Here is a 25,193-nt window from a genome sequence, read left to right as displayed (position 1 = left end):
AGGTCTGCATTCGAGAGGAGACACGTGTACGCATTGGTTGAATGGCTCAACGCCTGCATGCGTGGTGGACTGATCAGCAGGAAACAGCAGGAGGTCATCCTGCTGCTCGCCGCCGGATGGACCGATGAGGCCGTCGGCAACAAGCTGGACATCTCCTCGCGCACTGTCCAGCGGCACGTATCCCGCACCATGACCCTCGTGGGCGCGCGAAGCCGCCTCGAGCTCGGCGTTCTGCTGTCCAGCCGCGCGCAGTCATGGGCGATCCGCAGGGCCCGGACGAACCGGCAGTCATTCGCTCTTGAACCGGTGACCGGCTGAGGGGACATACCGGGGCCGCCCGGGTTCCGGGCGGCGGTGACGATCAGCGTTCGACCTCTCCGCGGATGAATTTCTCGACGTAGTCGCGGGCCTGGTCGTCGGAGTACTGCTCGGGTGGTGACTTCATGAAGTAGGAGGACGCTGACAGGATGGGGCCGGCGATGCCGCGGTCGAGGGCGATCTTGGCGGCGCGGACGGCGTCGATGATGATGCCGGCGGAGTTGGGGGAGTCCCAGACCTCGAGTTTGTATTCGAGGTTGAGGGGGGTGTCGCCGAAGGAGCGGCCTTCGAGGCGGACGTAGGCCCATTTGCGGTCGTCGAGCCATGGGACGTGGTCGGAGGGGCCGATGTGGACGTCGCTTTTGCCCATTTCGCGGGGGATCTGGGAGGTGACTGACTGGGTTTTGGAGATCTTCTTGGACTGCAGGCGCTTGCGCTCCAGCATGTTCATGAAGTCCATGTTGCCGCCGAAGTTGAGCTGGTAGGTGCGCAGGAGTTCGACTCCGCGGTCTTCGAAGAGTTTGGCCATGACGCGGTGGGTGATGGTGGCGCCGACCTGGGATTTGATGTCGTCGCCGATGATGGGGATGCCGGCTTCGGTGAACTTGGCGGCCCAGGCGGGGTCGGAGGCGATGAAGACGGGCAGGGCGTTGACGAAGGCGACGCCGGCGTCGATGGCGCATTGGGCGTAGAAGCGGTCGGCGTCTTCTGAGCCGACGGGTAGGTAGGAGACCAGGACGTCGACCTGGTTGTCGCGGAGCACGTGGACCACGTCGACGGGGCTTTCGTCGGATTCTTCGATGATGTCCTGGTAGAACTCGCCGAGGCCGTCGTGGGTGTGGCCGCGTTGGACGGTCACTCCGGTGGGTGGCACGTCGGTGATTTTGATCGTGTTGTTCTCGCTGGCGACGATCGCCTCGGACAGGTCGCGGCCGACCTTCTTGGCGTCGACGTCGAAGGCCGCGACGAACTCGATGTCGCCGACGTGGTAATCGCCGAACTTCACGTGCATCAGGCCCGGGACCCGTACGTCCGGGTCGGCGTCCTTGTAATAGTGAACGCCCTGGACCAGCGACGACGCGCAGTTGCCGACACCGACAATGGCCACACGAACCGAACCCATGCGGTTCCTCCCATCAATGAACCGGAATGGTGACCATCCAAGTGCAGCGCAAAGGAGAATCGCCACACGCGTGTCGGGTATCCGACATTTCCCACCCTCTGCGTTCGGCGGTCAGGTATCTCTCCATCAGATCCATCAATGTCCGGGGACAGGTTGACTTGTGCGCGGCGTGAAATGCGCACGGCTGCGCGGCGAGAAAGACCGCACCCCTTTCGCGCCCGCCGGAGCGGCGTACGGACGGACCGGGTGGATGACAACATTCGTGGTGGCCGGTTCGTCTCGCGGCGACATGAGCGGGTCAGCGGCCGAGCCGGGCGTCCAGCGTTCCCACGCCGTCCTCGTGCGAGATCCCGTGGAACAGTTCGCGAGCCTCTTCCCAGATGGCCTTGGCCGTGCGGTGGTCGCCGGCGGCGTCGTGGGCGTCGCCGAGGGCGCGCAGCGTCCGCGCCAGGTAGGGGATCGAGCCGCGGGTCCGCCAGACCCGGACCGAGCGTTCGAGGGCGGCGATGGCGGCGGGCAGGTCTCCTTCGGCCAGGTTCACCTGCCCGAGAAGGCTGAGCGCGTCGGCGAGGTAATGGCCGAAGTTGCCGTCCTCGCTGTGGGCCAGCGTCAGCTCGGCGGTCGCCCTGGCCCGCTCGTCCCCGGTGACGAGGAACAACTTCGAGAGGTAGAGCAGCGAGAACGTCTCCAGATAGCGGTAGTTCAACCGCCGCGCCATGTCCAGGGACCTCTCCAGCAGTCGCTGGCCGCCCGCGAAGTCACCGCTGAACGCTTTCGCCGCCCCGAGGAACTGGGTGATCGTCGTGGTGTAGTGGGGGTTGCCGAGCGCCTCGGCGACCTTCGTCGCCTGCTCCAGGACCGTGTGCGCCGCCCGCGGGTCGTCCTCGCCGTAGATGATCGCCATCACGTGGTAGGCCCGCGCCTGGCCGCCGAGGTAGCCCGCGTCGGCGGCCGTCCGCAGGGCGCGCTCCGCCAGGGCGAGCGCCTGCGCACCGCCGTTCCCGTCGGCCGTCATGCTCCAGGCCAGGGTCGCCAGGGCGTCGGCCATTCCCACCGGATCGTCCAGCATGGTGAACAGGTCGAGGAGTTGCGAGGCGCCGGCCCGCATCCGCGTCATCGCCGGTCCGGGGCCCGCCGGCGAACTCCAGGTGGTGACCTCCAGGAGGCCGCGCATCAGCACGGCCTCGCCGCGCCTGTCGCCGGTCTCACGGCAGAGCGCGAGCGCCTGCTCGTGCATGCGCAGCCAGCCGTCGTACAGGCCGCGCACGTTGAGGTACGTCTCGGTGGACCCCGCGAGGTCCCACGCGAGCTGGGTCAGGCGCGCCTCGCACGCCTGGGCCACCCCCGCCATCAGCGCGGCGTGCTCCGCGCCGAACCAGGCCATCGGGTCGGCCAGCAGCGGGCCGGACACCGCCGCGGGCAGCCGCCAGCGCGGCGCACTGCTGTGCATGAGTGCGAAGCAGGGGCCCGGGACGTGCTCCGCCGCGACCTCCGCCAGGGCCAGCCACGCGCCCAGGGCCCGCCGGAGCGCGGCCTGGCGCTCGGGTTCGGATTCCTCGCGCTGCGCCCGCTCGCGCGCGTACAACCGGATCAGGTCGTGGAACCGGTACCTGAGCCTGCCCGTCTCGTCCGTCCCCGTGAGGTTCAGCAGATGGGCGTCGACCAGGGTCTCGATCTCGCGTTCCGCCTGCCGTACCGGCACGTCCAGGAGGGCGGCCACCGCCCAGGAGGCGAAGTCGGGCGCGTCGAGCAGCCCGGCGAGCCGGAAGGCCCGCTGCGCGCCCGCGGGAAGCGTCCGGTAGGTCATCTCGAATCCCGCGCGGATGTCGAGGTCGCCCGCCACGAGTTCGTCCAGCCGGTGGCGTTCCTCCCCGAGGACGCCGGCGAGGTGGGCCAGGCTCCACTGCCTCCTGCCGAGGAGCCTGGCCGCCGAGATGCGGACCGCCAGCGGGACGCGACCGCACAGCCGGGTGATCTCCAGAGCCGCGTCCGGATCGTCCTGGACGCGTTCGTCACCGATGATCCTTCTCAGCAGGTCCATGGCCTGGGCCGACGGCAGGACGTCGAGCTCCAGCAGGCTCGTGCCCTCGAGGCCGACCAGCCGGACACGCCCGGTGAGCAGCACGGCCGTGCCGGGGGCCCCGGGCAGGAGCGGCCGCACCTGCTCCTCCCCCGCGACGTTGTCCAGCAGGATGAGAGTTCTCCGTCCGGCCAGGCAGCTCCGGTAGAGCGCCACGCGTTCTTCCAGGGATTCGGGTATGCCGGTGGCGCTGATGCCCAGGGCGAACAGGAAGCGGCTGAGCACGTCCTCCGGGCGGGCGGGGTCGGCGGAGGCGCCGCGCAGGTCCGCGTAGAGCTGACCGTCGGGGAAACGACCCGCGATCCGGTGCGCGACGTGCACGGCGAGCGTGGTCTTGCCCAGGCCTCCCATACCCGCGACGCCGGCCATGGCGACGGTGCCCGGCCGCGGCTTGGTGAGGGCCTCGGTCAGCTCCGCCACCTCGCCGTCCCTGCCCGTGAACTCCGCGATGTCCGGGGGCAGCTCCGCGGGGATGGGGGCCGTTCGAAGCTCGGGCGTCAGGGCCGTGGCATGGACGCGACGGTAGGCGGGCAGGACACGCCCGGGCGCGTGCCGCGCCTTCTCGCCCGGCTCGGTGCTCACTCCGTCCGGCCGGCGCGCGGCCCGTTCACGGTGGGGCCTTGCCTCCGCCGGCCTGTACGGGCCCGGCCCTCCAGGCGAGCGCGTGATCTTCGCCTGGGCGCGAGGAACGAGGTCGAGTGACGGGTCCTCCGTGAGGATCCTCTGGTGCATGTCGTGCAGCTCTTCCGCCGGGTCCAGGCCGGTCTCCTCGACCAGGGTCCTGCGGGCACGCGTGTATTCGGCGAGCGCGTCCGCCCTCCGGCCGCAGCGGTACAGCGCCAGCATCAGCTGCGCGCGCAACCGCTCCCGCAGGGGGTACTCGCCGGTGAGCGCGGTCAGCTCGCCCAGCAGCGCGGCGTGGCGACCCAGGCTCAGGTCCACGGCGATCCGCGACTGCAGGACCGACATGCGCACCTCGTCCAGCCGCGCGGCCTCCGTGGCCAGCATCGGGACATCGGCCATGCCGGCGAACGCGGGCCCGCGCCAGAGATCCAGCGCGTCCTGCAGAAGGCGGGTCGCCGCCTCCGGCTCACCGGCGGCCTCCGCCGCCTGCCCCGAGCTCGCCAGGTTCTCGAACCGCCCCGCATCGAGCTCGTCCGCGGAGACCGTCACCAGATAGCCGTAGCCCTGCCGCACGACGCGAGCCGGGTCGTCCAGGTGCCGCCGGAGCCGGTGGACGTAGGTCTGCACGTTCTTGGTGGCGCTCTTCGGAGGGGTGTCCCCCCACAGCGCCACAAGCAGCTGGTCTTCCGAAACAGGGTTGCCCGCCTGGCACAGCAAGACCGCCAACAGCACGCGCGCCTTGGGCGTGCCGAGATCGAGCGGCTCCTCCTCGCGCCACACCGTCAGTGGACCTAATATCCCAAACCTCATCGTGCTCCCTTGGATGGACGCACTGTAAACCTGGACGGCCCGTTCCGGCGGTCCACTGGGTGAAGAAACGGTTGCGAACTCTTCGATCCCCGGCGGCATTGGCGAGTTGGACATCGGATGCCGGGGCGATGTCAAGAACGCTCCGGGCGCTCCGACCTTTCCGGTGAGGACGGCGTGACGCCCCCTTGAAGTGCGACATCCGACATGAAGGAGCAGACATGTCACGGAACATCGAGACCGTCAACACCTATCTGGACGGTTTCCGCAAGAACGATCACGAGCAGATCCTGTCCTGCCTGACGGACGACATCGAGTGGACCGTCTTCGGCGCCTTCCATCTGACCGGCAAGGACGCCTACGACCGGGCCATCGACGGCCCGCCCGAGTTCGTCAACCCTCCTCACCTGGAGGTCGTGCGCATGGTCGAGCAGGGCGACGTCGTCATGGCGGAACTCACCGGGACGGTGAAGCGAGTCGCGGGCGGCGAGATGCGCATGTCCATGGCGGAGGTGTTCGTCATGCGCGACGGCAGGATCGCCGAGCGTCGTGCCTGGGTCATCGAACTGAAGGAGAACGGCCACCGCTGACGGCAGCCACCGGGGCGAGGGCCGGTCTGTCGAGGGCCGGCCCTCAGTCCTCGGCCAGGCACCGCTGCAGCAGCACGAAACCGGGCATGGTCTGCGCCGGCCGGATGGCGACGTCGAAGACCTCCGGGTCCGAGAACACCGGCTCCCCGTTCGGGCGGCGCACGTACGCGACCCGCCCGTAGTCCACGCCGTCGTCGCGGTCGAAGCTCATCCAGGTGATGGCCTCCTGCTCTCCCTCCTGGAGCGGCTGGGAGGAGACGGGCCGGACGGCGATCGTGCCCGGAGGCTTGAACAACCACACCTGCGGAACGCCCAGCACCCAGCGGACGACGTCGATCTCCAGGCCCTTCTCCGCCGCCCTGATCTCGAACGCCTCCGCCGTGACGGGATCGCGCAGGTAGTCGTACTCGCTCAGGACGACCTTGTCCGTGCCCTCCATGGCGACGATGGCCGGGCACTCCCGGGCCACGATGTTCTTCTCCAAGCGCTCCACCGCATCGAACAGCAGATGCGCGGTCGCCTCGTTCATGTCGCCTCCGAACCACCTCGCCCGCAGCGTCCTCCGCCACCAGCGTTCCAGAAACGACCGGGCACAGGCGCACAACGCGCGGAACCCCTCCGGCGGTGTGTCGTCAGGGACCGCAGGTCGGGCAGTCGGATCGCCGCGGGACGGGACGCGAACGGATCTCCAGCGGCCAGAAGTCCACCTCGCTCCACTTGCCGCTCAGCGCCGGCTCCAGCCCCGCCAGGACCCGGATCGCCTCCCAACCCAGAATGGTGCCGATCAGCCCGCACAACGCCCCGATGGCGCCCGCCCTCTGCCTCTTGCCGATCAGCGACTCCATCCGATGACGCCCGTGATCTGCGAACGTCTCGGCCCGCACACACGCCCAGCAGGCCGTTCTGCCCGGAAGAACCGTCGCGCCGAGCACCCCGATATGGTACGCATAGCCGGTGCCCAGGATGTGCGGCACATCCGGCCAGCAGGCCTCGCTCACCCAGGCGGCCGTGTCATTGGGCGTGGGCAAATCCATCGCGTTGACCACGACACCCGCCCCGTCCACCAGGTCAGCCAGATCGGCGGACGACGTCACACGCCGGTCGAAGGTCTCGACCATGACATAAGGATTGGCCGCCCGCAGCCTGGCAGCGGCCGCCTCCACCTTGGACGCCCCCACGTCGGCGACGGCGAACAGGCTCTGCCGGGTCAAATTGGACGGCTCGACCCGGTCGAAATCGCACAGGCGGATCGTGCCCACACCCGCGCTCGCCAGACAGAGCGCGACCCAGCCCCCGAGCCCGCCAACGCCGCACACCACCGCCGTCGAGCGGTCCACACGCTCCTGCAACCGCACGCCGGAAACGACGTCGGCACGGCCCTGGTCACAGAAATCCTGGAGCAACCGCAACTGGCGGTCGTAGAACTCGGCACGCTCCTCCCCGAGCTTCGAAAAGGACGACGCCAAATCCCCGACACGACTCAGCAGCCTTTCTTCCGTGAGGATCTGCAGCACCTCACCGAGCGCCTGCGCATCACCGACGGAACGCTCGATCTCGGCATACGTGCGCGTGCCGTCGAGGAGCTTTATCACGTGTCTCACGAAATCGTCGGCGGCGAATCTCTTCACGGTCCTGTCCGCCGTGCACAGAAAGAGCAACTCCCGGCCCTCGGCCTGGACGATCACGCTTTCCCGCAGCCGGGGGCGCCACTCCGTCACGCGCTCCTCCTCGCCGGGCTCCCTCGGGTGCATTCTGCCCAGCAGAGGTTTGTTCCACAAGCCGGCCGGTTCCTGATCGCCGGCTACGCCACGGTCGAACAGCCTGTCGCGAAGCTCGCCAGGGCTGCGGGGTCAGTCCTTGTCCGACAACCTGGAGACGTCGTCGGCCGTCAGCTTGATGGAGTTCGCCGGCAGCGCGACGTAGTCGCCCGTGCCGCTCACCGCGTACTGGGCCTGGTCGGAGTTGAGCATCGCGGCCGGGGAGTCCGCGTACGTCTCCAGGAAGAGCAGGTAGCTGCCGCCGCCCTTCAGCGGCGTGGCGTGCTCCACCTCGTACTTCACGCCGTCGATGGTGCCGCCGAGTTCTTTGACCTCGACGGTCTGCCCGGGCTTCGCCGACCCCTTGAACACCTTCAGCACCTTCGCGTCGTGGACGGTCACGACGTCGCCTGGCGGCGCGGCGGCCGAGGGATCCGCCTGCTGCGGGGCGCCCGCCATCGGGTTCGACAACGGGTCGGTGTCCGACGGATCAGGAACGGGCTCCGCCTCGCGCCGAACGCGTGACGTCGTCGACAACGTGGCCTCGACCACCAGCGTCGCTTGCGCGAAAAGCTCCTCCGCGCTTTTGTACTCGGGATATTCGGCCTCGATGACCATCGTGGCCGGTTCGGCCCCGGAGCATCCCGTCACGAGAAGGGCCGCCGTCGCGGAGGCCGCCAGCAGCCGGGTCAACGCCTTCATGTGATCTGCCTTTCCCACGCATCCGGTCATCAGTAATAGGCGTTGACGTCGCTGACGTCATGGGGCCGGGGTTTGGTGTAGGTCGTGGAGTTCCGGTTCCGGCTGCGGTTCATGATGGACGTCACTGTGTTGTGCGCCAGGTTCAGGGCATGGCCGAGCTCGTGCACGAGAACGCTGGTGATGAAGTTGGAGGTGTTGGACGCGTCCCTGGCGATGGTGCGGGAGTTGAGCTTGATGTAGAAGCAGCTGGGGCCGCACCGGGTGTAGGTGCCGTACCAGGTGTTGCTGTAGCTCTTCGCGGTGATCGTCGACCCGGAGTCGCTGTCCTTGTAGACCCGCACCGGGGTGCTGGTCGCGTTCCAGTTGGATCCCGCCTTGTTCATCGCGGGCTGCCAGACGTCGTTGTAGTTGTAGGGATAGACGCTGAGCTGGGGGGTCTGCAGGCCGTTGCCGCTCCTGTGGGCGATGACCGGGGTGGTGCTCACCGCCACCGCGACGATCCCGGTCGCTGCCACCGCCATGGTCCGGAGAACGCCTCTGCGCATGGTCATCCGGTTCCTCCTGTCCTGGTCCACGAACGATGATCGGTGGCCGGCGTACGAATGTCGTTACCACCGGATGCAGACCTTCTGTACCGTGCGTCCGAGACCTGTCACGGAGCCGGGACCCGTGATGACACAAGGGAAGGGCCGGACCCGTGACGGGCCCGGCCCTTCCCCTTTGAGAACGTGGTGGACAGCACGGAGATCGCCTTGAACGCGGTGTCAGTCCGCTCGAAGCACGATCACCGAGGGTGGCGTGACGTCAGGTGGTGCTGCGGGCCGACGCGGCCCAGGTGTTGCAGGCTCCGGGAGAGCCGCTGTTGTAGCCGCGCGTCATCCAGGTCGCCTGCGTGGGCCCCCTGCCGTGGTCGTTCTGCGGCCACGCCTTGGCGCCGTTCTTCCTGAACCAGTTCACCGTGTAGTCCCACTGCCGGTCCGAGAACTGCGAACCGTCCCGCAGCGTCGACATGAAGGCGCCGGAGAAGCACTCGGCCTGGAGCTCGGACCTGCGCGACAGCGCCAGGCGCTGGGAGCGGCCGGCCGAGTTGCGGGCCGTCCAGTAGTAGCTCCAGATCCGCGAGGTCTGCTGCACGTGGTGGCCGTACTCGTGAGCCATGAGCCGCGCGATGCCCAGCGGGAACGGCTGGCGGAGCTGCTTCTTGGTGATCAGCATGTACATCGTGCGGTTGGCGGAGCAGTAGTAGCCGTCGGCGCCGGTGCTCCACCTGCCGCAGGGCGTGTTCACCTTGCTGGTGATGATGCGCAGCCGCGGCTTGGAGAAGGGCATCCGCGCCTTGCGGAACTGCGCGCCCCACGCCTTGTTCAGGCAGTTGGTCACGCGGGTCAGGAAGCGCTTGTACGCTGCCGTGCTCCCGGACGGCAGCGCACCGGGCCTGCAGTTCACGTCGGTGAGGCGGCCGGTCCGGTAGATCCGGTTCTTGGTGGCCAGCGACTTGTTCGCACTGGCGCTCCGGCTCAGCGTGCTCGCCGCGGCTCCCCCGAGCGGCTGGGCAGCGTGCTGGATCTGGTTGCTGGGTGCCACGGCCGCCGAAGCCACGCCGGGCGAGACGAACACCTGCGAGGTCACGGCCATCGTGAGGGCCACACCGGTGGATGCGAGCGCTGCGAATCTGTGAGAAACGTTCATAGACTGCACAAGATTAGGTCAAGATCGGGCATATTGCGTCGCAATTGGCACGATTGCTCCATGTGACGCGTGTGACGAGGGATACGAACACGCGTGAATCACGCGGCGCCGCCGGAGCGGTCATGATCGGCAGGACGTCCGTCGTGGGGCCGTCGAGAACGCGGGGGACCCGGACAAGGCGATCGCGGCATGGCGGGATGTTTACCGTCGTCCCGTGTTGAAGGCGGCACTCCCGGTAAGGAGCTCAGCATCCGACTACCGGCTTCGGGGGGATCAGTGCCGGATACGCCGCATGGGCACGCCCATGCCCGGAACGCGTCCGCTACGGGAAGCCGCCGGGCCGGACGGCCGAAGGCGACCGCGCCCCCCGGGCCGTTCCGCCCGGGTTTCTGGCGGAGCCCGCTGCGCGGTCCCTGGCTCACGTCGGTGCTCGGTCTCGTCCTGCTCGTCGGGCTCACCGTCGTCGCGGTCACCGGGTTGGTGTCGTACGCCGCCTACGAGCCCCGGCTGCCGGGCAACGACACGACGCCGGGCAAGGGTCTGCTGGGTTTCTATCTCTTCGACTGGCCGACGCACCCGGCCTGGCTGTACCGGGTCACCCAGGGCACCCATGTCATCCTGGGGCTGACGCTGGTACCGGTGCTGCTGGCCAAGTTGTGGTCGGTGATCCCCAAGCTGTTCCAGTGGCCGCCGGTGCGCTCGATCGCGCAGGCCGTCGACCGCGCCAGCCTGGTGCTGCTGGTCGGCGGTGCGGGGTTCCAGTTCGCTACCGGGATCCTCAACATCCAGCTCTTCTACGTCTTCCCCTTCTCCTTCTATCCGGCGCATCTGTACGGTGCGTGGATCTTTCTGGCGGCGCTGGCCGTCCACGTCGCCATGCGGCTGCCCCGGGCGGTCCGCGCGGTGCGGTCCCGGGACCTGCGGCGCGAGCTGCGTACGCGCCTGGCCGACACGCGACCGGAACCTCCCGACCCCGACGGCCTGGTCCCGGCTGATCCGGCGCCGCCCACCATGTCCCGGCGCGGCCTGCTGGCGTTCGTCGGCGGTGGCTCGGCGCTGATGTTCGGCCTGTCGGCCGGCCAGACGCTGGACGGGCCGCTGCGCCGAACGGCCTTGCTGGCTCCGCACGGGCGCGAGTACGGGACGGGGCCCAACGACTTCCAGGTCAACAAGACGGCGGCCGGCCTCGGCGTCACCGCGGCGGAGACGGGCGACGGGTGGCGGCTGGCGGTCGTGGGGGCGAGCCCGGTGCACCTGTCCCGTGCGGACCTGCTGGCGATGCCGCTGCACACCTACGCGCTGCCGATCGCCTGCGTGGAGGGGTGGTCGACCGAGCAGGTCTGGACGGGTGTGCGGCTGGCGGACCTGGCCCGCCTGGCCGGCGTCCCGCCCGGCGCGGCGGCGGTCACGGCCGAATCGCTGCAGCGCGTGGGCTATTTCGGCCAGGCCTCGCTCAGCGCCGGGCAGGTGGCCGACCCGCGTTCGCTGCTGGCGCTGCGGGTCAACGGCGCCGATCTCTCCCTCGACCACGGATTCCCCGCGCGCGTCATCGTGCCGAACGCCCCGGGCGTGCACAACACCAAGTGGGTGCGCGAACTCGAGTTCCGCCGGGAGGGACGGTGAACCGCCGCGGTCGCGGCGCGAGCCGGTGGGCGAGCGCCTACGGTGCCGGCCCGTTGCACCTTCTCGGGCTGGCGGCCTGCTTCGCGGTGGCCGGTTACGCCGCCACCCGGGTGGTGGAGGCCGGCATCTGGATGGGGTTCGCCGTGTGGTTCGTCGGCGCCGTCATCTTCCACGACCTGGTGTTGTGGCCGCTGTACTCGGCGGCCGACACCGCGATCCGATCCCTGCCGAAGCTTCCTGCGCGCCCCGGCCCGGCTCGGCCGGCCGGGCGGCGGCCCGCGGTGGTCAATCACGTACGGGTGCCGGCCGGGCTGTCCTGCCTGCTGCTGCTCGTGTGGTTCCCCCTCGTCCTGCGCGGTGCCGAGCGCAACTACCAGGCAGCGGTCGGGCTGAGCACCTCCCCCTACCTCGGGCGGTGGTTGTCGATCACCCTGGTGCTCTTCGGCGTCTCGGGCCTGCTCTACGCGGTGCGGCACCGGGCCGCGGGACGGTCGAAGCGCTGACCGGCCGCGATCGGCGGTGACGCGGCGGCGGGCGCGCTTGTCCCCCGTGCGAGCTACCGGCGAATGTCCACCGTGCGGGGACGCTTCGGGGACGGCCTGATCCATAACGTTGAGGCGTGGTTACGGCGCTCCGCCGCTCTCCCACCACACCACCCTGCGAGTCACCGGAGGACCCCCATGCCCCGCAAGATCAAGGCAACCGTTCTCGCCGCGCTGTGCGGCACCGTGATCGGCGCGGGCGCCACCGGTTGCAACGGCGACGCGCTGGAGAACTGGGACCCCATCGCCTCCGCCGAGCAGCAGATCGAGGCCGACCTGAGCTACGGGACCAAGAAGATCGAGGTCGCGGGCAGGTCGGTGAACGTGTCCTGCTCGGGTGCGGCGGCCGACGGTGCGCCGGTGATCGTGCTGATGCACGGCGGCGGCGACGACCTGACCAAGATGGCCGCCCTGCAGAAGACGCTCAGCGCCAAGAACCGGGTCTGCTCCTACGACCGGCTCGGCGCGGGCGCCAGCGACAAGCCGCAGGGCCCGCAGGACTTCGCGAGCACCGGCAAGATCCTCACCGGCGTGCTCGACCAGGTCGCCGGTGACCGCCCGGTCGTGCTGGCCGGCCACTCGCTCGGCGGGCTCATCGCCGCCCGCTACGCCCCCGACCACCAGGACCGCGTCAAGGGGCTGGTGCTGATGGACGCCACCCCCTCGACCATGGCCGGCGACGTCGCCAAGGTCATCCCGGCCTCGGCCAAGGGCCCGGCGGCCGAGGTGCGCGCGCAGAACCTGGCGATCTTCAAGGGGCAGAACCCGGAGCAGCTCGTCATGGCCGACGGCAAGGTCCGCTCCGCCGGGGACATCCCGGTCGAGGTGATCAAGCACGGCCGGCCGTACCTCGCGGCCATCCCCACCTACGGCGAGCACCTGGAGCAGGCGTGGAGCGCCGGCCAGCGCAGGTGGCTCGCGATCTCCAGCAGGAGCAGGCTGAGCACCGCCGCCAAGAGCGGCCACTACATCTACACCGACCAGCCCGACGCCGCCGTCAAGGCCGTCCAGCATGTCACCACGCAGGTCGCCGGCTAGTGCGGGCGTCCACCACGAGCACGCGCGTCAGCTGACCCCTACAGGCCGAAGGCGCCGCCCTCCACGAGAATGAGCACCCCGAGCCCGATCAGCACGGTCGGCAACAGGAGGTGACCCCACCGGCTCAGCGCGCGAGCGACGACCGGGCGGGTGGCGAAAAATCGTCCCGCGACGCACCGGCTAGCGGTCGCGTACGCGCCCCCGGTCAGGGTGCCGAGACGAGCGTCTCAGTAAACTTCGAGACGCGTCACCGGTACGAATCAGACCTGAGCACACCCGTCAACCCGCCCCTTCGCGGGGTATGACGCCGACCCGCCGCGCCCAGCGGCGGTACGCGGCGGCCAGCTCGGCGACGCGGCCGGGGTGGCGTCCGGCGAGATCGGCCAGCTCGGAGCGGTCGGCGTCCATGTCGTAGAGCTCCCATGGCCCCGCGTGCTCGCGGACCAGCTTCCACCGCCCCCGGCGTACGGCGGCGTTGCCCAGGTGCTCCCAGAACAGCCACGTGTCCGGGACCGGCTCGCCGCGCAGGGCGGGCACCATGCTGCGCCCCTCCAGGGGCGGCGTATCCCGCCCCTGGAACTCGCGCGGGTACTCGACGCCGGCGGCGGCGAGCAGGGTGGGCAGCACGTCGGTGAGCTGGAAGGGGGTCCGGACGATCCGGCCCGCGGCCAGGCCTCCCGCGGGCCAGTGCACGATGAACGGGGTGGCGATGCCTCCCTCGTGGACCCACCGCTTGTAGAGACGGAACGGGGTGTTGGACAGGTTGGCCCACGCGGGGCCGTAACTCGCGTAGGTGTCCTCCGGGCCGGGATCGACACCCGGAAGGTTGCCGACACGCAACTCGGCGCCCTCCCGGGTGGCCGCCGGCACGATGTGCCGCCTGGCCCGGAATTCCTCCGGGTCGCCGAGCGGCAGGATCTCGGCGCAGCCGCCGTTGTCCGACAGGAACACCACGACGGTGTCGTCGTAGACCCCGGAGGTCGCCAGCTGGTCGAGGATCCGGCCGATGCCCCGGTCCATCCGCTCCACCTGGGCGGCGTACACCTGCATGCGGCGGGCCTCCCACGCCTGGTCCGGCGGCGCCGCCCACGGTGGTTGCGCCGGATCGGGCCGGGACAGTGCCGACTCGGCGCCGAGCAGGCCCTCGGCGCGCAGCCGGTCGAGCCGGCGGGCGCGCAGTTCGTCCCAGCCCGCGGTGTAGACGCCGTCGTACCCGGCGACGTCCTCCTCGGGCGCGTGCAGCGGCCAGTGCGGCGCGGTGTAGGCCACGTACGCGAAGAACGGACGGCCGGCGGCGGCCTCCCGGCCGATGAACTCCACCGCGTGGTCGGTGATCGCATCGGTGTAGAAGAACCGCGGATCGCGGGTTTCGGCGCTCGCGTCCGCCTCGCCCCGGTACAGGGTCGCCGGGTCGTAGTAGCTCCCGCATCCGCTGAGGGTTCCGAAGAAGTCGCCGAATCCTCGCCGAGTGGGCCACGAGCCGGCCGGCTCCCACAACGGCCCGCTCAGGTGCCATTTGCCCGACATGGCGGTGGCGTACCCGGCGGCTCCGAGCAGCTCGGCGACGGTCACGCAGCGGTCGTCGAGGCTGCCCGGATAGCCTCCGGGTGCGCCGTTGCCGGCCAGGACACCGACACCGGTCTGGTGCGGATGCAGCCCGGTCAGCAGGGACGCGCGCGACGGGCTGCACCGTGCCGTGTTGGCGAACTGCGACAGCCGCACCCCGGCCCGGCCGATCCGGTCGAGATTCGGCGTGCGGATCTCGCCGCCGTAACAGCCGATGTCCGAGTAGCCCAGGTCGTCGGCGAGGATCAGCACGATGTTGGGTCGGCTCATGTCGTACCGTCGCCCCGCACCCGCAGCCAGGCGGCGGTGTCCGGTCCGAGCGGGTCGCCCGCGGCGGCGTGGGCGTCGCTGCGCAGGAGGGTGACCGTGCCGGCGGGCAGCGGCACCTCCGTGTCACCGAGATTGACGACGCACTCGAAGTCCGGTCCGCGACGGAAGCGCAGGACCGAGCCGGCTCGGTCCACCCACTCGAGCTCCTGGGGGACGTCCAGCTCCCGCCGGATCCGCAGCGCCCGCGCCACGAGGTGGTAGGTGGAGGCCGGGTCGTCCACCTGGTTCGCCACCGAGAGCCGCCCCCATCCGGGAGGCTGCGGAAGCCACGGGTCCGCCGAACCGAACCCGGCGCCGTCCGGCGCCGGCGTCCAGGGCAGCGGTACGCGGCAGCCGTCGCGTCCCCGGCGGCGCCCGCCCGAACGGGTCCAGATCGGGTCCCGGAGACGATCGTCGGGGATGTCCATGTGGTCGGGCAGCCCGAGTTCCTCGCCCTGGTAGAGGTAGGCGACGCCGGGCAGCGCCAGCATCAGCAGCAGCGCGGCCCTGGCGCGACGGCGGCCCAGATCCTCGTCGACCGGGCCCAGCTCGTGACCGGATCTCCCCTGGTGCTTGCGGGTGTAGGCACGGCCGTAACGGGTCACCGTGCGTTCGACGTCGTGGTTGGACAGCACCCAGGTGGGCGGCGCGCCGGAGGGGGAACCGGAGAGAGACATCGTGCGGAGCGTGGAGTCGATCACCGTGAAGAGGTCGCCGGCGTCCCACGCGGACTGCAGGAAGGGGAAGTTGAAGGCGGTGTGGAGCTGGGCCGGCGCCACGTACCTGGCCAGCCGCTCGGGGTCCGCCACCCACGCCTCGGCCACGAAGATCCTCGGCGGGTCGTAGGCGTCGGCCACCTCGCGCCACTCCCGGTAGACGGCGTGCACCTCGTCGCGGTCCCGGTGCGGATGGTCGGGCACGTCGGTGAGAACGAGCAGGTCCTCCTCCCGGTAGCCGAGATCGGGGTAACCGGGGTGCTTGATCAGGCCGGTGGCGACGTCGACGCGGAACCCGTCGACCCCGCGGTCGAACCAGAAGCGCAGCAGGTCCAGGAACTCCGCGCGGACCTCGGGATGGGACCAGTCGAGGTCGGCCTGGGTGGGATCGAAGAGGTGCAGGTACCACTGCCCGTCGGGCACCCGGGTCCAGGCCGGGCCGCCGAACGTGCTGCGCCAGTCGTTGGGGACGACGTGCCCGTCCATGAAGTGGTACCGGGCGCGTTCCGGGGAGCCGGGCGGGGCGGCGAGCGCGGCCTGGAACCAGGGGTGATCGGTGGACGTGTGGTTCGGCACGATGTCCAGGATCACCTTCAGGCCATGCCGGTGCGCCTCCGCGACGAGTTGCTCGGCCCCGCGCACGTCGCCGTACTCGCGGGCGATGGCACGGTAGTCGGCCACGTCGTAGCCCCCGTCGTTGTTCGGCGACTCGTACCACGGCGTGATCCAGATGGCGTCGACACCGAGCCCGGCCAGGTAGCCCAGGCGGCTGCGGATCCCGGCGATGTCGCCGATCCCGTCGCCGTCGCCGTCCGCGAAGGACCGGATGTAGATCTGGTAGATCACCGCGGTACGCCACCACTCGACGTCAGTCATCGGCGGCTCCGATCAGATCAGGCTCGAATTCCGTCAGGAACTCGCGCAGTGCCGCCAGTTCGCCGTCGTCGAGGGTCCGCAGCGGCGGGGCGACCGTGGGGGCGCACAGGCCTCGCATGGCGAGGCTCGCCTTGACGACCGGGACTCCGGCCCGGATCCCGTGCACCCCGAGCAACGAGACGACCCGTTTCTGGGCCAGGGCGGCACGCTCCTGATCGCCTGCGTGGTGCGCGGCGACGAGTTCGAGCGCGACGCGCGGGGCGAGGTTGGCGATTCCGGGGGTGATCCCGTCCGCGCCCGCGGACAGCGCGTCGAGCATCTTGCCCTCCGCTCCCTGGCTCACGCCGAAGTCCGGCCTTTGGCGCTTGACGTCGAGCCACTGCCGCAGGATGTCCGAGTCGCCGGAGCTGTCCTTGACGCCGGCGACGTGCTCCATGTCGGCGACGGCTGCGATCGAGCCCGCCGAGAACGGCGGCGCGTACCGCGGGATGTTGTACGCGATCACCGGCACGGCCGCGGCACGGCTCGCCCGGTAGTGCTCGACGATGTCGTGCTCGTCATGGTGGAAGTAGCAGGGCGGGCTGAGGGCGACCGCGTCGCACCCGGCCGCCGCGGCGAGCTCGGCCCGCCTGAGCGATTCGCGGGTGCCGGCGGCGGAGACGTTGACGACGACGGTGCCGCCCGGCACCAGCCACCGCCAGCGGCCGACGGCATCGGCGAGGAACGCGCCGATCTCCGCCGTCTGGTGCAGCGGCCCTTCGCCGTTCGTGCCCAGGAGCATGATCTTCGTGATGCCCGCGGCGGCGAGCGCGCCGAAATATCCCAGGCCGGCCGCGAGGTCCGGACGCCCGCTCTCGCCGATCGGGGTCACGGCGGGGACGATCACACCTGACACCGGCATCAGTACCCCCGGATCTCCGGCCAGGACAGCTCGACGCCGTCGGCCTTCAGCGCGCCCTGGAACGCTCGCAGGTGTGCTTCCTTGCGCCGGACATCGTGCGGCTCCACCGTCTCCCCCAGGCAGTAGGCCACCAGTGAGGCGGCGGCCTCGCCGATGTTCCACTCCACGGGGTGCAGCCGGTAGCAGCCGTTGGTGATGTGCGTGCTGCCGATGTTCTTGCCGGCCGGCAACACGTTCCGCACGCGTACGGGCAGCAGGGCGCCGAGCGGGATCTGGAACGGGCAGCTGGGAACGTCGATGTAGTTGTCGCCGCCCGTCGAGGGGTGCAGGTCGATCCGGTACATGCCGATGCCGACCGTGTCGTCGTACGGCTTCGCGCCCGCATCTCCGCGTACGGCGAGGGACACGTCCTGTTCGACGACGGTGTACTCGGCCCTGATCCGCCGGGACTCGCGGATGTAGGGGGCGGCGGCGAAGCCGTCGGGGGTGTCCATGACGTCCGGCCGCAGCCGTAGTCCCGGCCAGCCGCGGCCGCCGTCCGGCCGTGGCGCCTCGGTCTGCAGCCAGTAGAGCATGCTCGCGGAGAGCTCACGCGCTCCGGCGAGGTGGCGGGCCTTCTCCTCCTCGCTCACGCCGATGAGGGCCCCCGCCACGTAGTCGATCATGGGCCAGTTCACCAGGGTGACGTCGCTGGTCACGAAGCCGGGCTCGTACAGCTCGCGGGCGACGGCCCGGCGGAACTCCCACAGCTCGCGATCCCCCGGGTCCTGGCTCTGGTCGGCGAGCACGGGCCCCGAGCGGATGTTCGGGGTGAACGTCCGCGTCAGCGGCTCCCTCGTCCGCGGGTCCGGCGCGGTCAGCCCGACCTGCGGTCCCGGCCAGTAGTCGGGACGGTACGCGCGCCAGTGGTCGTAGTTCGCCGGCCGGTCGATCACGTGGTCCTCGCCCTCGCGGTGATCGACGGCGAACACCCAGGAGAACGCCTGCATGTTGCCGGGCTGCGCCGCCTCCGGCGCGCTCGGCTCACCGGTCTCGTGCCTGGACTCGAACCCGGTGACGTGTTCCACGCCCGCGAGCGGCAGCAGGTCACCGAGCTCGGTGGCGTCCAGATAGTACGGGCTCGCGATGTGCACCAGGCCGGCGTCCGCGCGGTCCACTGTCACGCTGCTGACCCGGTCGCCGTCGGTCTCCGCCGCGACCGGCCGCGCACGGAGCAGGACGCGCAGCCGGCCGCTGCTCAGGTAGGGGTCGACGAGCGCGCGCAGCACCGCACCGCTGACCCGCGGCTCGTGGCACAGTGCACCGACCCGGCCCAGGCCGGGGTTGAGGTGTGGCTGGCTCCTGGCGGCCACGGTGAGGGGGTACCACGTCCGGTAGTGATCGCGGACCGCGTTGCGGTACCGGCGGTAGGAGGCGGTGCAGCCGAACTGCTCGATCCACCGGTGCTCGTCCGGGGGCACGCCCTGGCTGGTGAACTGCCCGCCGACGCGGTCGCCCTCCTCGGTCAGCACCACCCGCAGCCCGCGGCGCAGAGCTGCGAGCGCGGCGGCGACTCCGCCGACGCCACCGCCGATGATGGCCAGATCCGCATCAGTGATCCGCGATTCCAACGTTCCCCCTGGTTGCATGTGAATTCAGGCGCCCTCGAGGTCAAGGGCGGCGTCGAGAAGTTTCCTGGTGTACGGATGGCCGGGCCGCTCGAACAGGTCGTCGGCGGTCGCCGTCTCGACCAGGCTGCCCTGGTGCATGACCGCCACCCGGTCCGCGATCTGCCGGACCACCCCGAGGTCGTGGGTGATGAAGAGGATGGCGAGCCCGCGGGCGGCGCGCAGGCCGGCCAGCAGCCGCAGGATCTGCGACTGCACCGAGACGTCGAGCGCCGAGACGGCTTCGTCGCAGACGAGCAGCCGAGGACGCAGGGCGAGCGCGCGGGCGATGCTGACCCGCTGGCACTGCCCGCCGGACAGGGCCGTGGCCCGCCGGGTGGCGACGTCGGCGTCGAGGCCGACGTCCGCGAGCAGCTCGCCGATCGCGGCATCCCATGAGCGGCCGTCCGGAGCGGCCGACGGGTGGGTCCGCCAGGTCTCGGCGATGATGGACCGGACGCTCATCCTGGGATTGAGCGAGGCGGCGGGGTCCTGGAAGACCATCTGGATCGCCCGCCGGGTCGCCGGTGACCGCTTCGCCACCGGGCCGACCGGAGCCCCGTCGAACAGGACCGCGCCTTCCTGGTGTGCCTGGAGCCCGACGACGCAGCGGGCGACCGTGGTCTTGCCCGAGCCGGACTCCCCGACGATCGCCAGGGTCTCGTCAGGGCGGAGGGCGAAGGAGACGCCGTCGACGGCGTTCGGCGCGGTGCCGCGCCTGCGCTCTCGCCGGGTGTGGAAGTTGACCACGAGGTCGCTGACCTCGACCAGAGCCGATGCGCTCACGTCTCCTCCGGGAAGTGGCAGGCGACCTGCCGGCCGGCGGCGACCTGCCGCATCAGCGGCACCTCGCTCGCGCACCGGGCCTGCGCCTTGGCGCACCGCGGGTGGAAGGGGCATCCGCTCGGGCGTTCCGCCGGGCTCGCCGGGCTGCCCGGCAGCGGCTCGGCGATGGCCGTCTTGCTGCGTACGGCCGGGACGCTCACCACGAGCGCCCGCGTGTACGGGTGCGCCGGGCTGTTGAGCACTTCCCTGCCGCTGCCGACCTCGCAGATGCGGCCGGCGTACATGACGACGACCTCGTCCGCCACGTGTGCCATCACTCGCAGGTCGTGGCTGACCAGCAGCATGGACATGCCCTCCTCGTCGCGGACGCGCCTCAGCAGGGCGAGGATGCGGGCCTGCACGGTGACGTCGAGCGCCGTCGTCGGTTCGTCGGCGAGGATGAGCTCCGGCGAGCCGGCGAGCGCCGTCGCCACCATGGCCCGCTGTCGCAGCCCGCCCGAATACTGGTGGGGATATTGCGCGTGCCGCTTCTCCGGGTCCGGGACGCCCACCCGGTCGAGCAGGTCGATCACGGTTCTGCGCACCTCCTTCGCGGGCATCCCGCCGCGCCGCAGGATCTCGCCGACCTGCCGGCCGATCGTCTGCGTCGGGTCCAGCGCCGCCTGGGGGTCCTGGAAGATCATGGCGATGCCGCGCCCGCGCAGCCGGCGGCGGTCCTGCTCCGCCATGGCGGCCATGTCCTCGCCGTGCCACAGCAGCCGGCCGGAGACCGCCGCGCCGGCCGGCAGCAGGCCGATGATCGCGCTCGCCGTCATCGTCTTGCCGCTGCCCGACTCGCCGATCAGGCCGGTGGTCCGGCCCGCGGCGACGGTGAACGAGACGTCGTCCACCACGCGGACCGGCCCGGACGGGCCGGGCAGGTCGATGGACAGGTGCTCGACCTGGAGCAGCGGCGCCTGCTCCGGGTCGAGCTCCGCCGGCACCGGATCGGTGACGTTCGAGGAGCGGTTCATGATGCGCCGTTGCCGATCCTGACGGTGGAGAAGTCCGGCGTGAGGTCGGGGGGAATGGCGAGGCCCTGCACGGACTTGTTCCGGACGTACAGGTTCCGCACGAACATGGGGTACATACCGACCGCGTCATCCCAGATGACCTTGTTGGCCTGCGCGTACAGCTCCTGGCGCTTGGCGGTGTCGCTGGTCGAGCCCGCCTGGGCCAGCAGCTTGTCGAGGTCGGGGTTGCAGTAGCCCGTGCGCTTGGCCGCGCAGGTGTACAACCGGCCGAGGCTGGTCGCCGCGTCGAAGCCGGCGGTGCCGAGCTGCTGGATGTTCAGGTCCCACTTCAGCGCCAGCAGATCCTGCAGGAAGACCGCCGCCTCCTTCTGGGTGGGCTCGGCCTTGACCCCGATCTTCGCGAGGTCGCTCGCCACCGCGTCGGCGAACTGCTGGAACTGCGGCTGGGAGAACTGCATCTGAATCGTCTGGTCGTAGTCCCAGCCGGCGTCGTCCAGCGCCTTCTTGGCCGCGGCCGGGTCGTACGTCACCGGAGTCTGCGGCGCGTAGCCGAGCACGTTGGGGGTCACCACGGAGTTCGCCGGCGAACCCGTCTCGGGGAAGAGCGACTTGATGATGGTGGCGAAGTCGACCGCCTCCCACAGCGCGCGCCGGACAGCGGCCTCCTTGAGGCCCTTCTCCGAGCCGTTCATCCACATGGTGATGACGCCGCTGCCCGAGTCCTTGTCGACCACGAGATCGGAGTCGCCCTTCAGACCGGGCAACTGGTCGTCGGGGACCGCCCACGTCAGGTCCACCTCGCCGGTCTTCAGCGCGGTCATCCGCGCCGCCATCTCCTGGATGCTGCGCAGTTCCAGGCGGTTCAGCGCCGGCTTGCCGCGCCAGTGGCCGGGGTTGGGGGCGAGCACCAGGCTCTGGCCCGGCGTGAACTTCTCGACGACGAACGGGCCGGAGCCGATCGGCTTGGCCCAATCGCCGTCCTGGTGCGCGGCGGGGGTGACGTAGAAGGTGATGAGCTTGCCGAGCAGCGCGGGATCAGGGTCCTCGGCCGTGATGACGACCTTGTCCGCACCGCTCTCCTTGGCCTTGTGGCCGGCATAGTTACTGGCCATCGCGCCCTTGAGCGCCAGCAGCCGCTCGAACGAGGCGACGACGTCGGCGCTGGTGACCGGCGTGCCGTCGGAGAACTTGACGTTGTTCCGCAGCGTGAACGTCCATTCCGTGGCGTCCTCGTTGGCCTGCCACGACTCGGCGAGCACGCCCTCGAACGAGCCCTTCCCCGCCGTGCGGACCAGCGCGCTGAAGATCGCCTTGGCCGCCACCTGGGTGCCGTTGTCCATCGCGGACGCGCCGTGGGGGTCGAGATTCTCGATCGGCGTCCAGACGGCGACGGCCAGATCCTGCTGCACGGCGCCACCGGTCGGCGAGCCGCCGGTGGTGGTGCTGCAGGCCACCAGCCCGACGATGGATGTTGTCGCGGCGGCGAGGGCCACCGCACGACGAAGCCGAACGGGCCTCATGGGAATCCTTCCTGACATTGGCTGAGCCGTCAGCGGCTGGCGCCGAGACGCTGGGTGAGATGGTCGCCGAGCAGGCCCGTGCTCACCACGAGGCCGGTCAGCGCCAGCCCCGGTAGCGCGGAGATCCACCAGGCGGTGTCCAGATAGTCCTTGCCATGAGCGATGACCTGGCCCCAGGAGACCGTGGCCGAGGGCAGGCCGAGGCCCAGGAAGCTGAGTCCGGCCTCGGACAGCACCGCGCCGGCGAACTCCGTGGTCGCCAACGCGGTCACCGGGCCGATGACGAACGGGATGACGTGCCGGATGATCACGACCGGGGTGGCGACCCCGATCAGCCGCGCCGCGTCGACATAGGGCCGTTCGCGCAGCGAGAGGGTGAGGCCACGGGCGAGCCTGGCGAAGCCGACCCAGCCGGCCACCGACAACGCCAGGACCACGACCAGCATGCTGCGCTCGAAGAGGCCGGCGATCACGATCGCCAGCAGGATGCCGGGGAAGGCCATCAGGACGTCGATCAGCCGGGAGATCGCGACGTCGGTCCAGCCGGCGAGGTAACCGGCGAGCGTCCCGAAGGCCAGCCCCACCACCAGGCAGGCGGCCACCACGGAGATCCCGATGATGATCGACGTCCTGGCGCCGTAGACGAGCTGGCCGAGCATGTCGCGGCCGGCGCCGTCGGTGCCCAGCAGGGCGACCGTGCCATCCGCTCGCGCCGCCCCGATCGGCAGCAGCCGGTCCGCCACGCTGGTCGCCACCGGGTCGTACGCGATCAGCAACGGGCCGATCAGGCCGACGAGCAGGTAGCCGGCGAGCACCACGGTGGCGATCGTGGCGACGGTCGGCGTGGACCTCAGGCGGACGGGCCACAACCGCGGCCGGACGGTTATCGCACTCATGCGCGTGCCCCCAGGCGGACTCGCGGATCGAGCCGGGCGGCGATCAGGTCCGCCGCGACGTTGCAGCAGACCACGATGACCGCGATGAGGAGCACGGCGGCCTGCACGATCGAGTAGTCGCGGTTGGTGACCGCCGTCACCAGCAACGAGCCGAGACCGGGCCAGGTGAAGACGCTCTCCACGATCACCGCGCCGCCCAGCAGCGTGCTCACGTGCAGCGCCCCCACGGTCACCACGGGGGTCGCCGCGTTGCGTACCACGTGTCCGGTCACCACTTCGCGTGTGCTGAGCCCTTTGGCGTACGCCCGCTGCACGTAGGGCTCCGCCATGGTGTCGGCGACGCTGCTCCGGGTGATCCGGGTGAGGAGCGCGGTGAAGGGGGCCGCGAGCGTGAGCGCCGGGAGCACGATGTGGGCCGGGGTGCCGACGCCGGCGCTGGGGAGCAGCCGGAGCTGCAACGCCATCACCAGGATCAGCATGATCCCGATCCAGAACGGCGGCATGGAGTAGAGGGTCAGGGCGAAACCGGAGATCCCGCGGTCGATCCACCGGCCGCGATGGGCGCCGGCCAGGGCGCCGAGCACGACGCCCGCCATCGCTATGACGGTCGCGGTCAGGGTGAGCTCCACCGAGGCGGGCAGCCGGGACAGCACCAGCTCGACCGCCGGCTGCCCGAAGCGGTAGGACTCTCCGAAGTCGAGCGTCGCCAGCTGGGTCAGGTAGTGCCAGTACTGGATCGGCAGCGGCTGGTCCAGGCCGAGCCGGGTCCGGGCGGCCGCCACCTCGGCCGCCGTGGCGTCCGGTCCGAGCAGCACCAGAGCCTGGTCCCCGGGGGCGGCCCGCATGATGAAGAACACCAGGGTGGCGGCCCCGAAGATGATCAGGACGCCGGTCGCCGCCGTGCGCAACGCGTACCTGGTCATCGCCGCACCACCCGGCTGATCGAGTTGCCGCGCACGTCCGTGCACGGCACGACCAGCTGGAGGGGCGGCTGCTCCGCGCCTTCGAGCAGGTTGACCAGCAGCTGCACCGCGGCCCGGCCGATCTCCACCCGTGGTATCTCGAACGACGTCCAGATCCTGGTCGCGGTCGGCGGCGGTGCGGAGCCGAGGAAGGCGACCGACAGGTGGTCCGGGATGCGCAGTCCGGCCGCCTCGGCGACGTCGGCCAGGGCGAGGCCGGTGGCGTTGTCCTCGGAGGGCTCGACCACGACCGCCGTGATCCCCTCCCGGACCCAGCCGGCGACCCGGTCCGTGCCGATGTCCTCGGCGCCGGAGGAGAACGCGACGACGAGGTCATCGGGGCGCAGGCCCGCGGCCTGCGCCCCCTGCCGCAGGCCGAGCTCGCGATCGTCGCCCGGTTCGGCGCCGTCGGTCTGCCGCAGGAGCAGGATCCGCTGGTGTCCGAGGGCGGCCAGCTCCTCCACGAGGGCCGCGGTCGGGGTGACGTAGTCGGGGGCGACGTAGGACAGCTCCGTCCCCTCTATGTCGCGCCGGCCGATGAAGACGAACGGGAAGTTCTCCTTGGCCAGGTTCGCCAGGTCGTCACGCGAGATGTGCCGGCCCAGCAGGACGCAGCCGTCGGCCTTCAGCAGCGCGTTGCGTCCTCTGGCGTAGACCCCGCCCTGGGCGGTGTTGGCCGAGGTGAACAGCAGCAGGTCGTAGCCGAGCCGCGCCGCCTCCTCCTCCACTCCGAGCAGGAACGGGTGGTAGAAGTCTCGCTGGTCGACCGGGAACACCGATTCGAACGTGTAGAGCCCGATGGTCTTGACGGTCATCCCGCGCAGCGCGCGGGCGGCGGGGTTGGCGGCGTACCCCAGGTCTTCGATCGCCTGCTGGACCCGTCGGCGGGTCTCCTCGGCCACGGGCCCGCCCGGGCCCCCGTTGAGCACGAGGGAGACCGTGGCCTGGGAGACTCCGGCCCGCTGGGCGATCTCGACTTGGGTGGGGCGACGGGGCCCCGCTCGTTTGCGCATGGCGATCCACTTGACTAATACGTAACGACTCCGAGGCACTCTAGGGACCAAAAGGGGGTGCACACAAGGGGAAAATTTCCCCAAGATTACGTCGAG

The 25,193-nt window shown here is 70.5% G+C and carries 22 protein-coding genes and 1 pseudogene; 5 read left to right on the top strand and 18 right to left on the bottom strand.

What is annotated here, in order from left to right; genetic code table 11:
• Nucleotides 1–24: 24 nt before the first annotated feature.
• Complete coding sequence (locus ABGB14_RS32545) at nt 25–318, top strand: helix-turn-helix transcriptional regulator (RefSeq protein WP_347647658.1); 294 nt, start codon at nt 25–27, stop codon at nt 316–318.
• A gap of 43 nt (nt 319–361) precedes the next feature.
• On the opposite strand, the gene ABGB14_RS32540 is transcribed toward ABGB14_RS32545, so the two are convergent.
• On the bottom strand, nt 362–1,441 hold the full coding sequence (locus ABGB14_RS32540) for an inositol-3-phosphate synthase (protein WP_347647657.1): 1,080 nt from the start codon (nt 1,439–1,441) through the stop codon (nt 362–364).
• A gap of 298 nt (nt 1,442–1,739) precedes the next feature.
• Nucleotides 1,740–4,955 (bottom strand): BTAD domain-containing putative transcriptional regulator, encoded by a 3,216-nt coding sequence (locus tag ABGB14_RS32535; protein ID WP_347647656.1) that lies wholly within the window; start codon nt 4,953–4,955, stop codon nt 1,740–1,742.
• Nucleotides 4,956–5,173: 218 nt separating this feature from the next.
• Here ABGB14_RS32535 and ABGB14_RS32530 point away from each other — a divergent pair, with 218 nt between their 5' ends.
• Nucleotides 5,174–5,542: a nuclear transport factor 2 family protein gene (locus ABGB14_RS32530; RefSeq protein ID WP_347647655.1), complete on the top strand. Its 369-nt coding sequence runs from the start codon at nt 5,174–5,176 to the stop codon at nt 5,540–5,542.
• Nucleotides 5,543–5,585: 43 nt separating this feature from the next.
• Here the strand turns inward: ABGB14_RS32530 and ABGB14_RS32525 are convergent, their stop codons facing one another.
• The 5 genes from ABGB14_RS32525 to ABGB14_RS32505 all read right to left on the bottom strand — a co-directional run bounded on the left by ABGB14_RS32525 (nt 5,586) and on the right by ABGB14_RS32505 (nt 9,648).
• Complete coding sequence (locus tag ABGB14_RS32525) at nt 5,586–6,071, bottom strand: hypothetical protein (RefSeq protein WP_347647654.1); 486 nt, start codon at nt 6,069–6,071, stop codon at nt 5,586–5,588.
• Between the two features lie 103 nt (nt 6,072–6,174).
• A complete protein-coding gene (locus ABGB14_RS32520; RefSeq protein ID WP_347647653.1) occupies nt 6,175–7,260 on the bottom strand; it encodes a ThiF family adenylyltransferase in 1,086 nt (361 codons plus the stop codon).
• Between the two features lie 132 nt (nt 7,261–7,392).
• Complete coding sequence (locus ABGB14_RS32515; protein ID WP_347647652.1) at nt 7,393–8,001, bottom strand: hypothetical protein; 609 nt, start codon at nt 7,999–8,001, stop codon at nt 7,393–7,395.
• 29 nt (nt 8,002–8,030) lie between these two features.
• The gene (locus tag ABGB14_RS32510) at nt 8,031–8,552 is read right to left on the bottom strand and encodes a matrixin family metalloprotease (RefSeq protein WP_347647651.1); all 522 of its coding nucleotides are present in this window, start codon (nt 8,550–8,552) and stop codon (nt 8,031–8,033) included.
• Between the two features lie 253 nt (nt 8,553–8,805).
• Nucleotides 8,806–9,648 carry a neutral zinc metallopeptidase gene (locus ABGB14_RS32505; protein ID WP_347647650.1) on the bottom strand — a complete coding sequence of 281 codons (843 nt, stop codon included), beginning with the start codon at nt 9,646–9,648 and terminating at the stop codon, nt 8,806–8,808.
• A gap of 468 nt (nt 9,649–10,116) precedes the next feature.
• Here ABGB14_RS32505 and ABGB14_RS32500 point away from each other — a divergent pair, with 468 nt between their 5' ends.
• The 3 genes from ABGB14_RS32500 (at nt 10,117) to ABGB14_RS32490 (ending at nt 12,893) form a co-directional block, all read left to right on the top strand.
• The gene (locus ABGB14_RS32500; RefSeq protein WP_347647649.1) at nt 10,117–11,313 is read left to right on the top strand and encodes a molybdopterin-dependent oxidoreductase; all 1,197 of its coding nucleotides are present in this window, start codon (nt 10,117–10,119) and stop codon (nt 11,311–11,313) included.
• Nucleotides 11,310–11,816, top strand: coding sequence for a hypothetical protein (locus tag ABGB14_RS32495; protein WP_347647648.1), 507 nt, complete (start codon nt 11,310–11,312; stop codon nt 11,814–11,816). Before ABGB14_RS32500 ends, ABGB14_RS32495 begins: the two co-directional genes overlap by 4 nt.
• Nucleotides 11,817–11,993: 177 nt before the next feature.
• Nucleotides 11,994–12,893, top strand: coding sequence for an alpha/beta fold hydrolase (locus tag ABGB14_RS32490; RefSeq protein ID WP_347647647.1), 900 nt, complete (start codon nt 11,994–11,996; stop codon nt 12,891–12,893).
• A 38-nt stretch (nt 12,894–12,931) separates the two neighbouring features.
• On the opposite strand, the pseudogene ABGB14_RS32485 reads toward ABGB14_RS32490, so the two are convergent.
• The 11 genes and pseudogenes from ABGB14_RS32485 to ABGB14_RS32435 all read right to left on the bottom strand — a co-directional run.
• Nucleotides 12,932–13,057: pseudogene (locus ABGB14_RS32485) on the bottom strand (cadmium transporter); the annotation flags it as partial.
• 115 nt (nt 13,058–13,172) lie between these two features.
• A complete protein-coding gene (locus tag ABGB14_RS32480; protein WP_347647646.1) occupies nt 13,173–14,729 on the bottom strand; it encodes an arylsulfatase in 1,557 nt (518 codons plus the stop codon).
• Nucleotides 14,726–16,360, bottom strand: coding sequence for an alpha-amylase family glycosyl hydrolase (locus tag ABGB14_RS32475; protein ID WP_347647645.1), 1,635 nt, complete (start codon nt 16,358–16,360; stop codon nt 14,726–14,728). Before ABGB14_RS32475 ends, ABGB14_RS32480 begins: the two co-directional genes overlap by 4 nt.
• Nucleotides 16,353–17,261 (bottom strand): dihydrodipicolinate synthase family protein, encoded by a 909-nt coding sequence (locus ABGB14_RS32470; RefSeq protein ID WP_347647644.1) that lies wholly within the window; start codon nt 17,259–17,261, stop codon nt 16,353–16,355. Before ABGB14_RS32470 ends, ABGB14_RS32475 begins: the two co-directional genes overlap by 8 nt.
• Nucleotides 17,261–18,871 (bottom strand): FAD-dependent oxidoreductase, encoded by a 1,611-nt coding sequence (locus tag ABGB14_RS32465; protein ID WP_347647643.1) that lies wholly within the window; start codon nt 18,869–18,871, stop codon nt 17,261–17,263. The genes ABGB14_RS32470 and ABGB14_RS32465 overlap by 1 nt, the downstream gene beginning before the upstream one ends.
• A 24-nt stretch (nt 18,872–18,895) precedes the next feature.
• Nucleotides 18,896–19,693, bottom strand: coding sequence for an ATP-binding cassette domain-containing protein (locus tag ABGB14_RS32460; protein WP_347647642.1), 798 nt, complete (start codon nt 19,691–19,693; stop codon nt 18,896–18,898).
• Complete coding sequence (locus ABGB14_RS32455) at nt 19,690–20,706, bottom strand: ABC transporter ATP-binding protein (protein ID WP_347647641.1); 1,017 nt, start codon at nt 20,704–20,706, stop codon at nt 19,690–19,692. Before ABGB14_RS32455 ends, ABGB14_RS32460 begins: the two co-directional genes overlap by 4 nt.
• The gene (locus ABGB14_RS32450) at nt 20,703–22,226 is read right to left on the bottom strand and encodes an ABC transporter substrate-binding protein (RefSeq protein ID WP_347647640.1); all 1,524 of its coding nucleotides are present in this window, start codon (nt 22,224–22,226) and stop codon (nt 20,703–20,705) included. Before ABGB14_RS32450 ends, ABGB14_RS32455 begins: the two co-directional genes overlap by 4 nt.
• A 29-nt stretch (nt 22,227–22,255) precedes the next feature.
• Nucleotides 22,256–23,122: an ABC transporter permease gene (locus tag ABGB14_RS32445; RefSeq protein ID WP_347647639.1), complete on the bottom strand. Its 867-nt coding sequence runs from the start codon at nt 23,120–23,122 to the stop codon at nt 22,256–22,258.
• Nucleotides 23,119–24,045 carry an ABC transporter permease gene (locus ABGB14_RS32440; RefSeq protein ID WP_347647638.1) on the bottom strand — a complete coding sequence of 309 codons (927 nt, stop codon included), beginning with the start codon at nt 24,043–24,045 and terminating at the stop codon, nt 23,119–23,121. The genes ABGB14_RS32445 and ABGB14_RS32440 overlap by 4 nt, the downstream gene beginning before the upstream one ends.
• Nucleotides 24,042–25,097, bottom strand: coding sequence for a LacI family DNA-binding transcriptional regulator (locus ABGB14_RS32435; protein WP_347647637.1), 1,056 nt, complete (start codon nt 25,095–25,097; stop codon nt 24,042–24,044). The genes ABGB14_RS32440 and ABGB14_RS32435 overlap by 4 nt, the downstream gene beginning before the upstream one ends.
• Nucleotides 25,098–25,193: the final 96 nt, after the last annotated feature.

This window comes from Nonomuraea sp. B10E15, assembly GCF_039871615.1.
GTDB lineage: Bacteria > Actinomycetota > Actinomycetes > Streptosporangiales > Streptosporangiaceae > Nonomuraea.
This window is presented reverse-complemented; position numbering and strand designations above follow the sequence as displayed.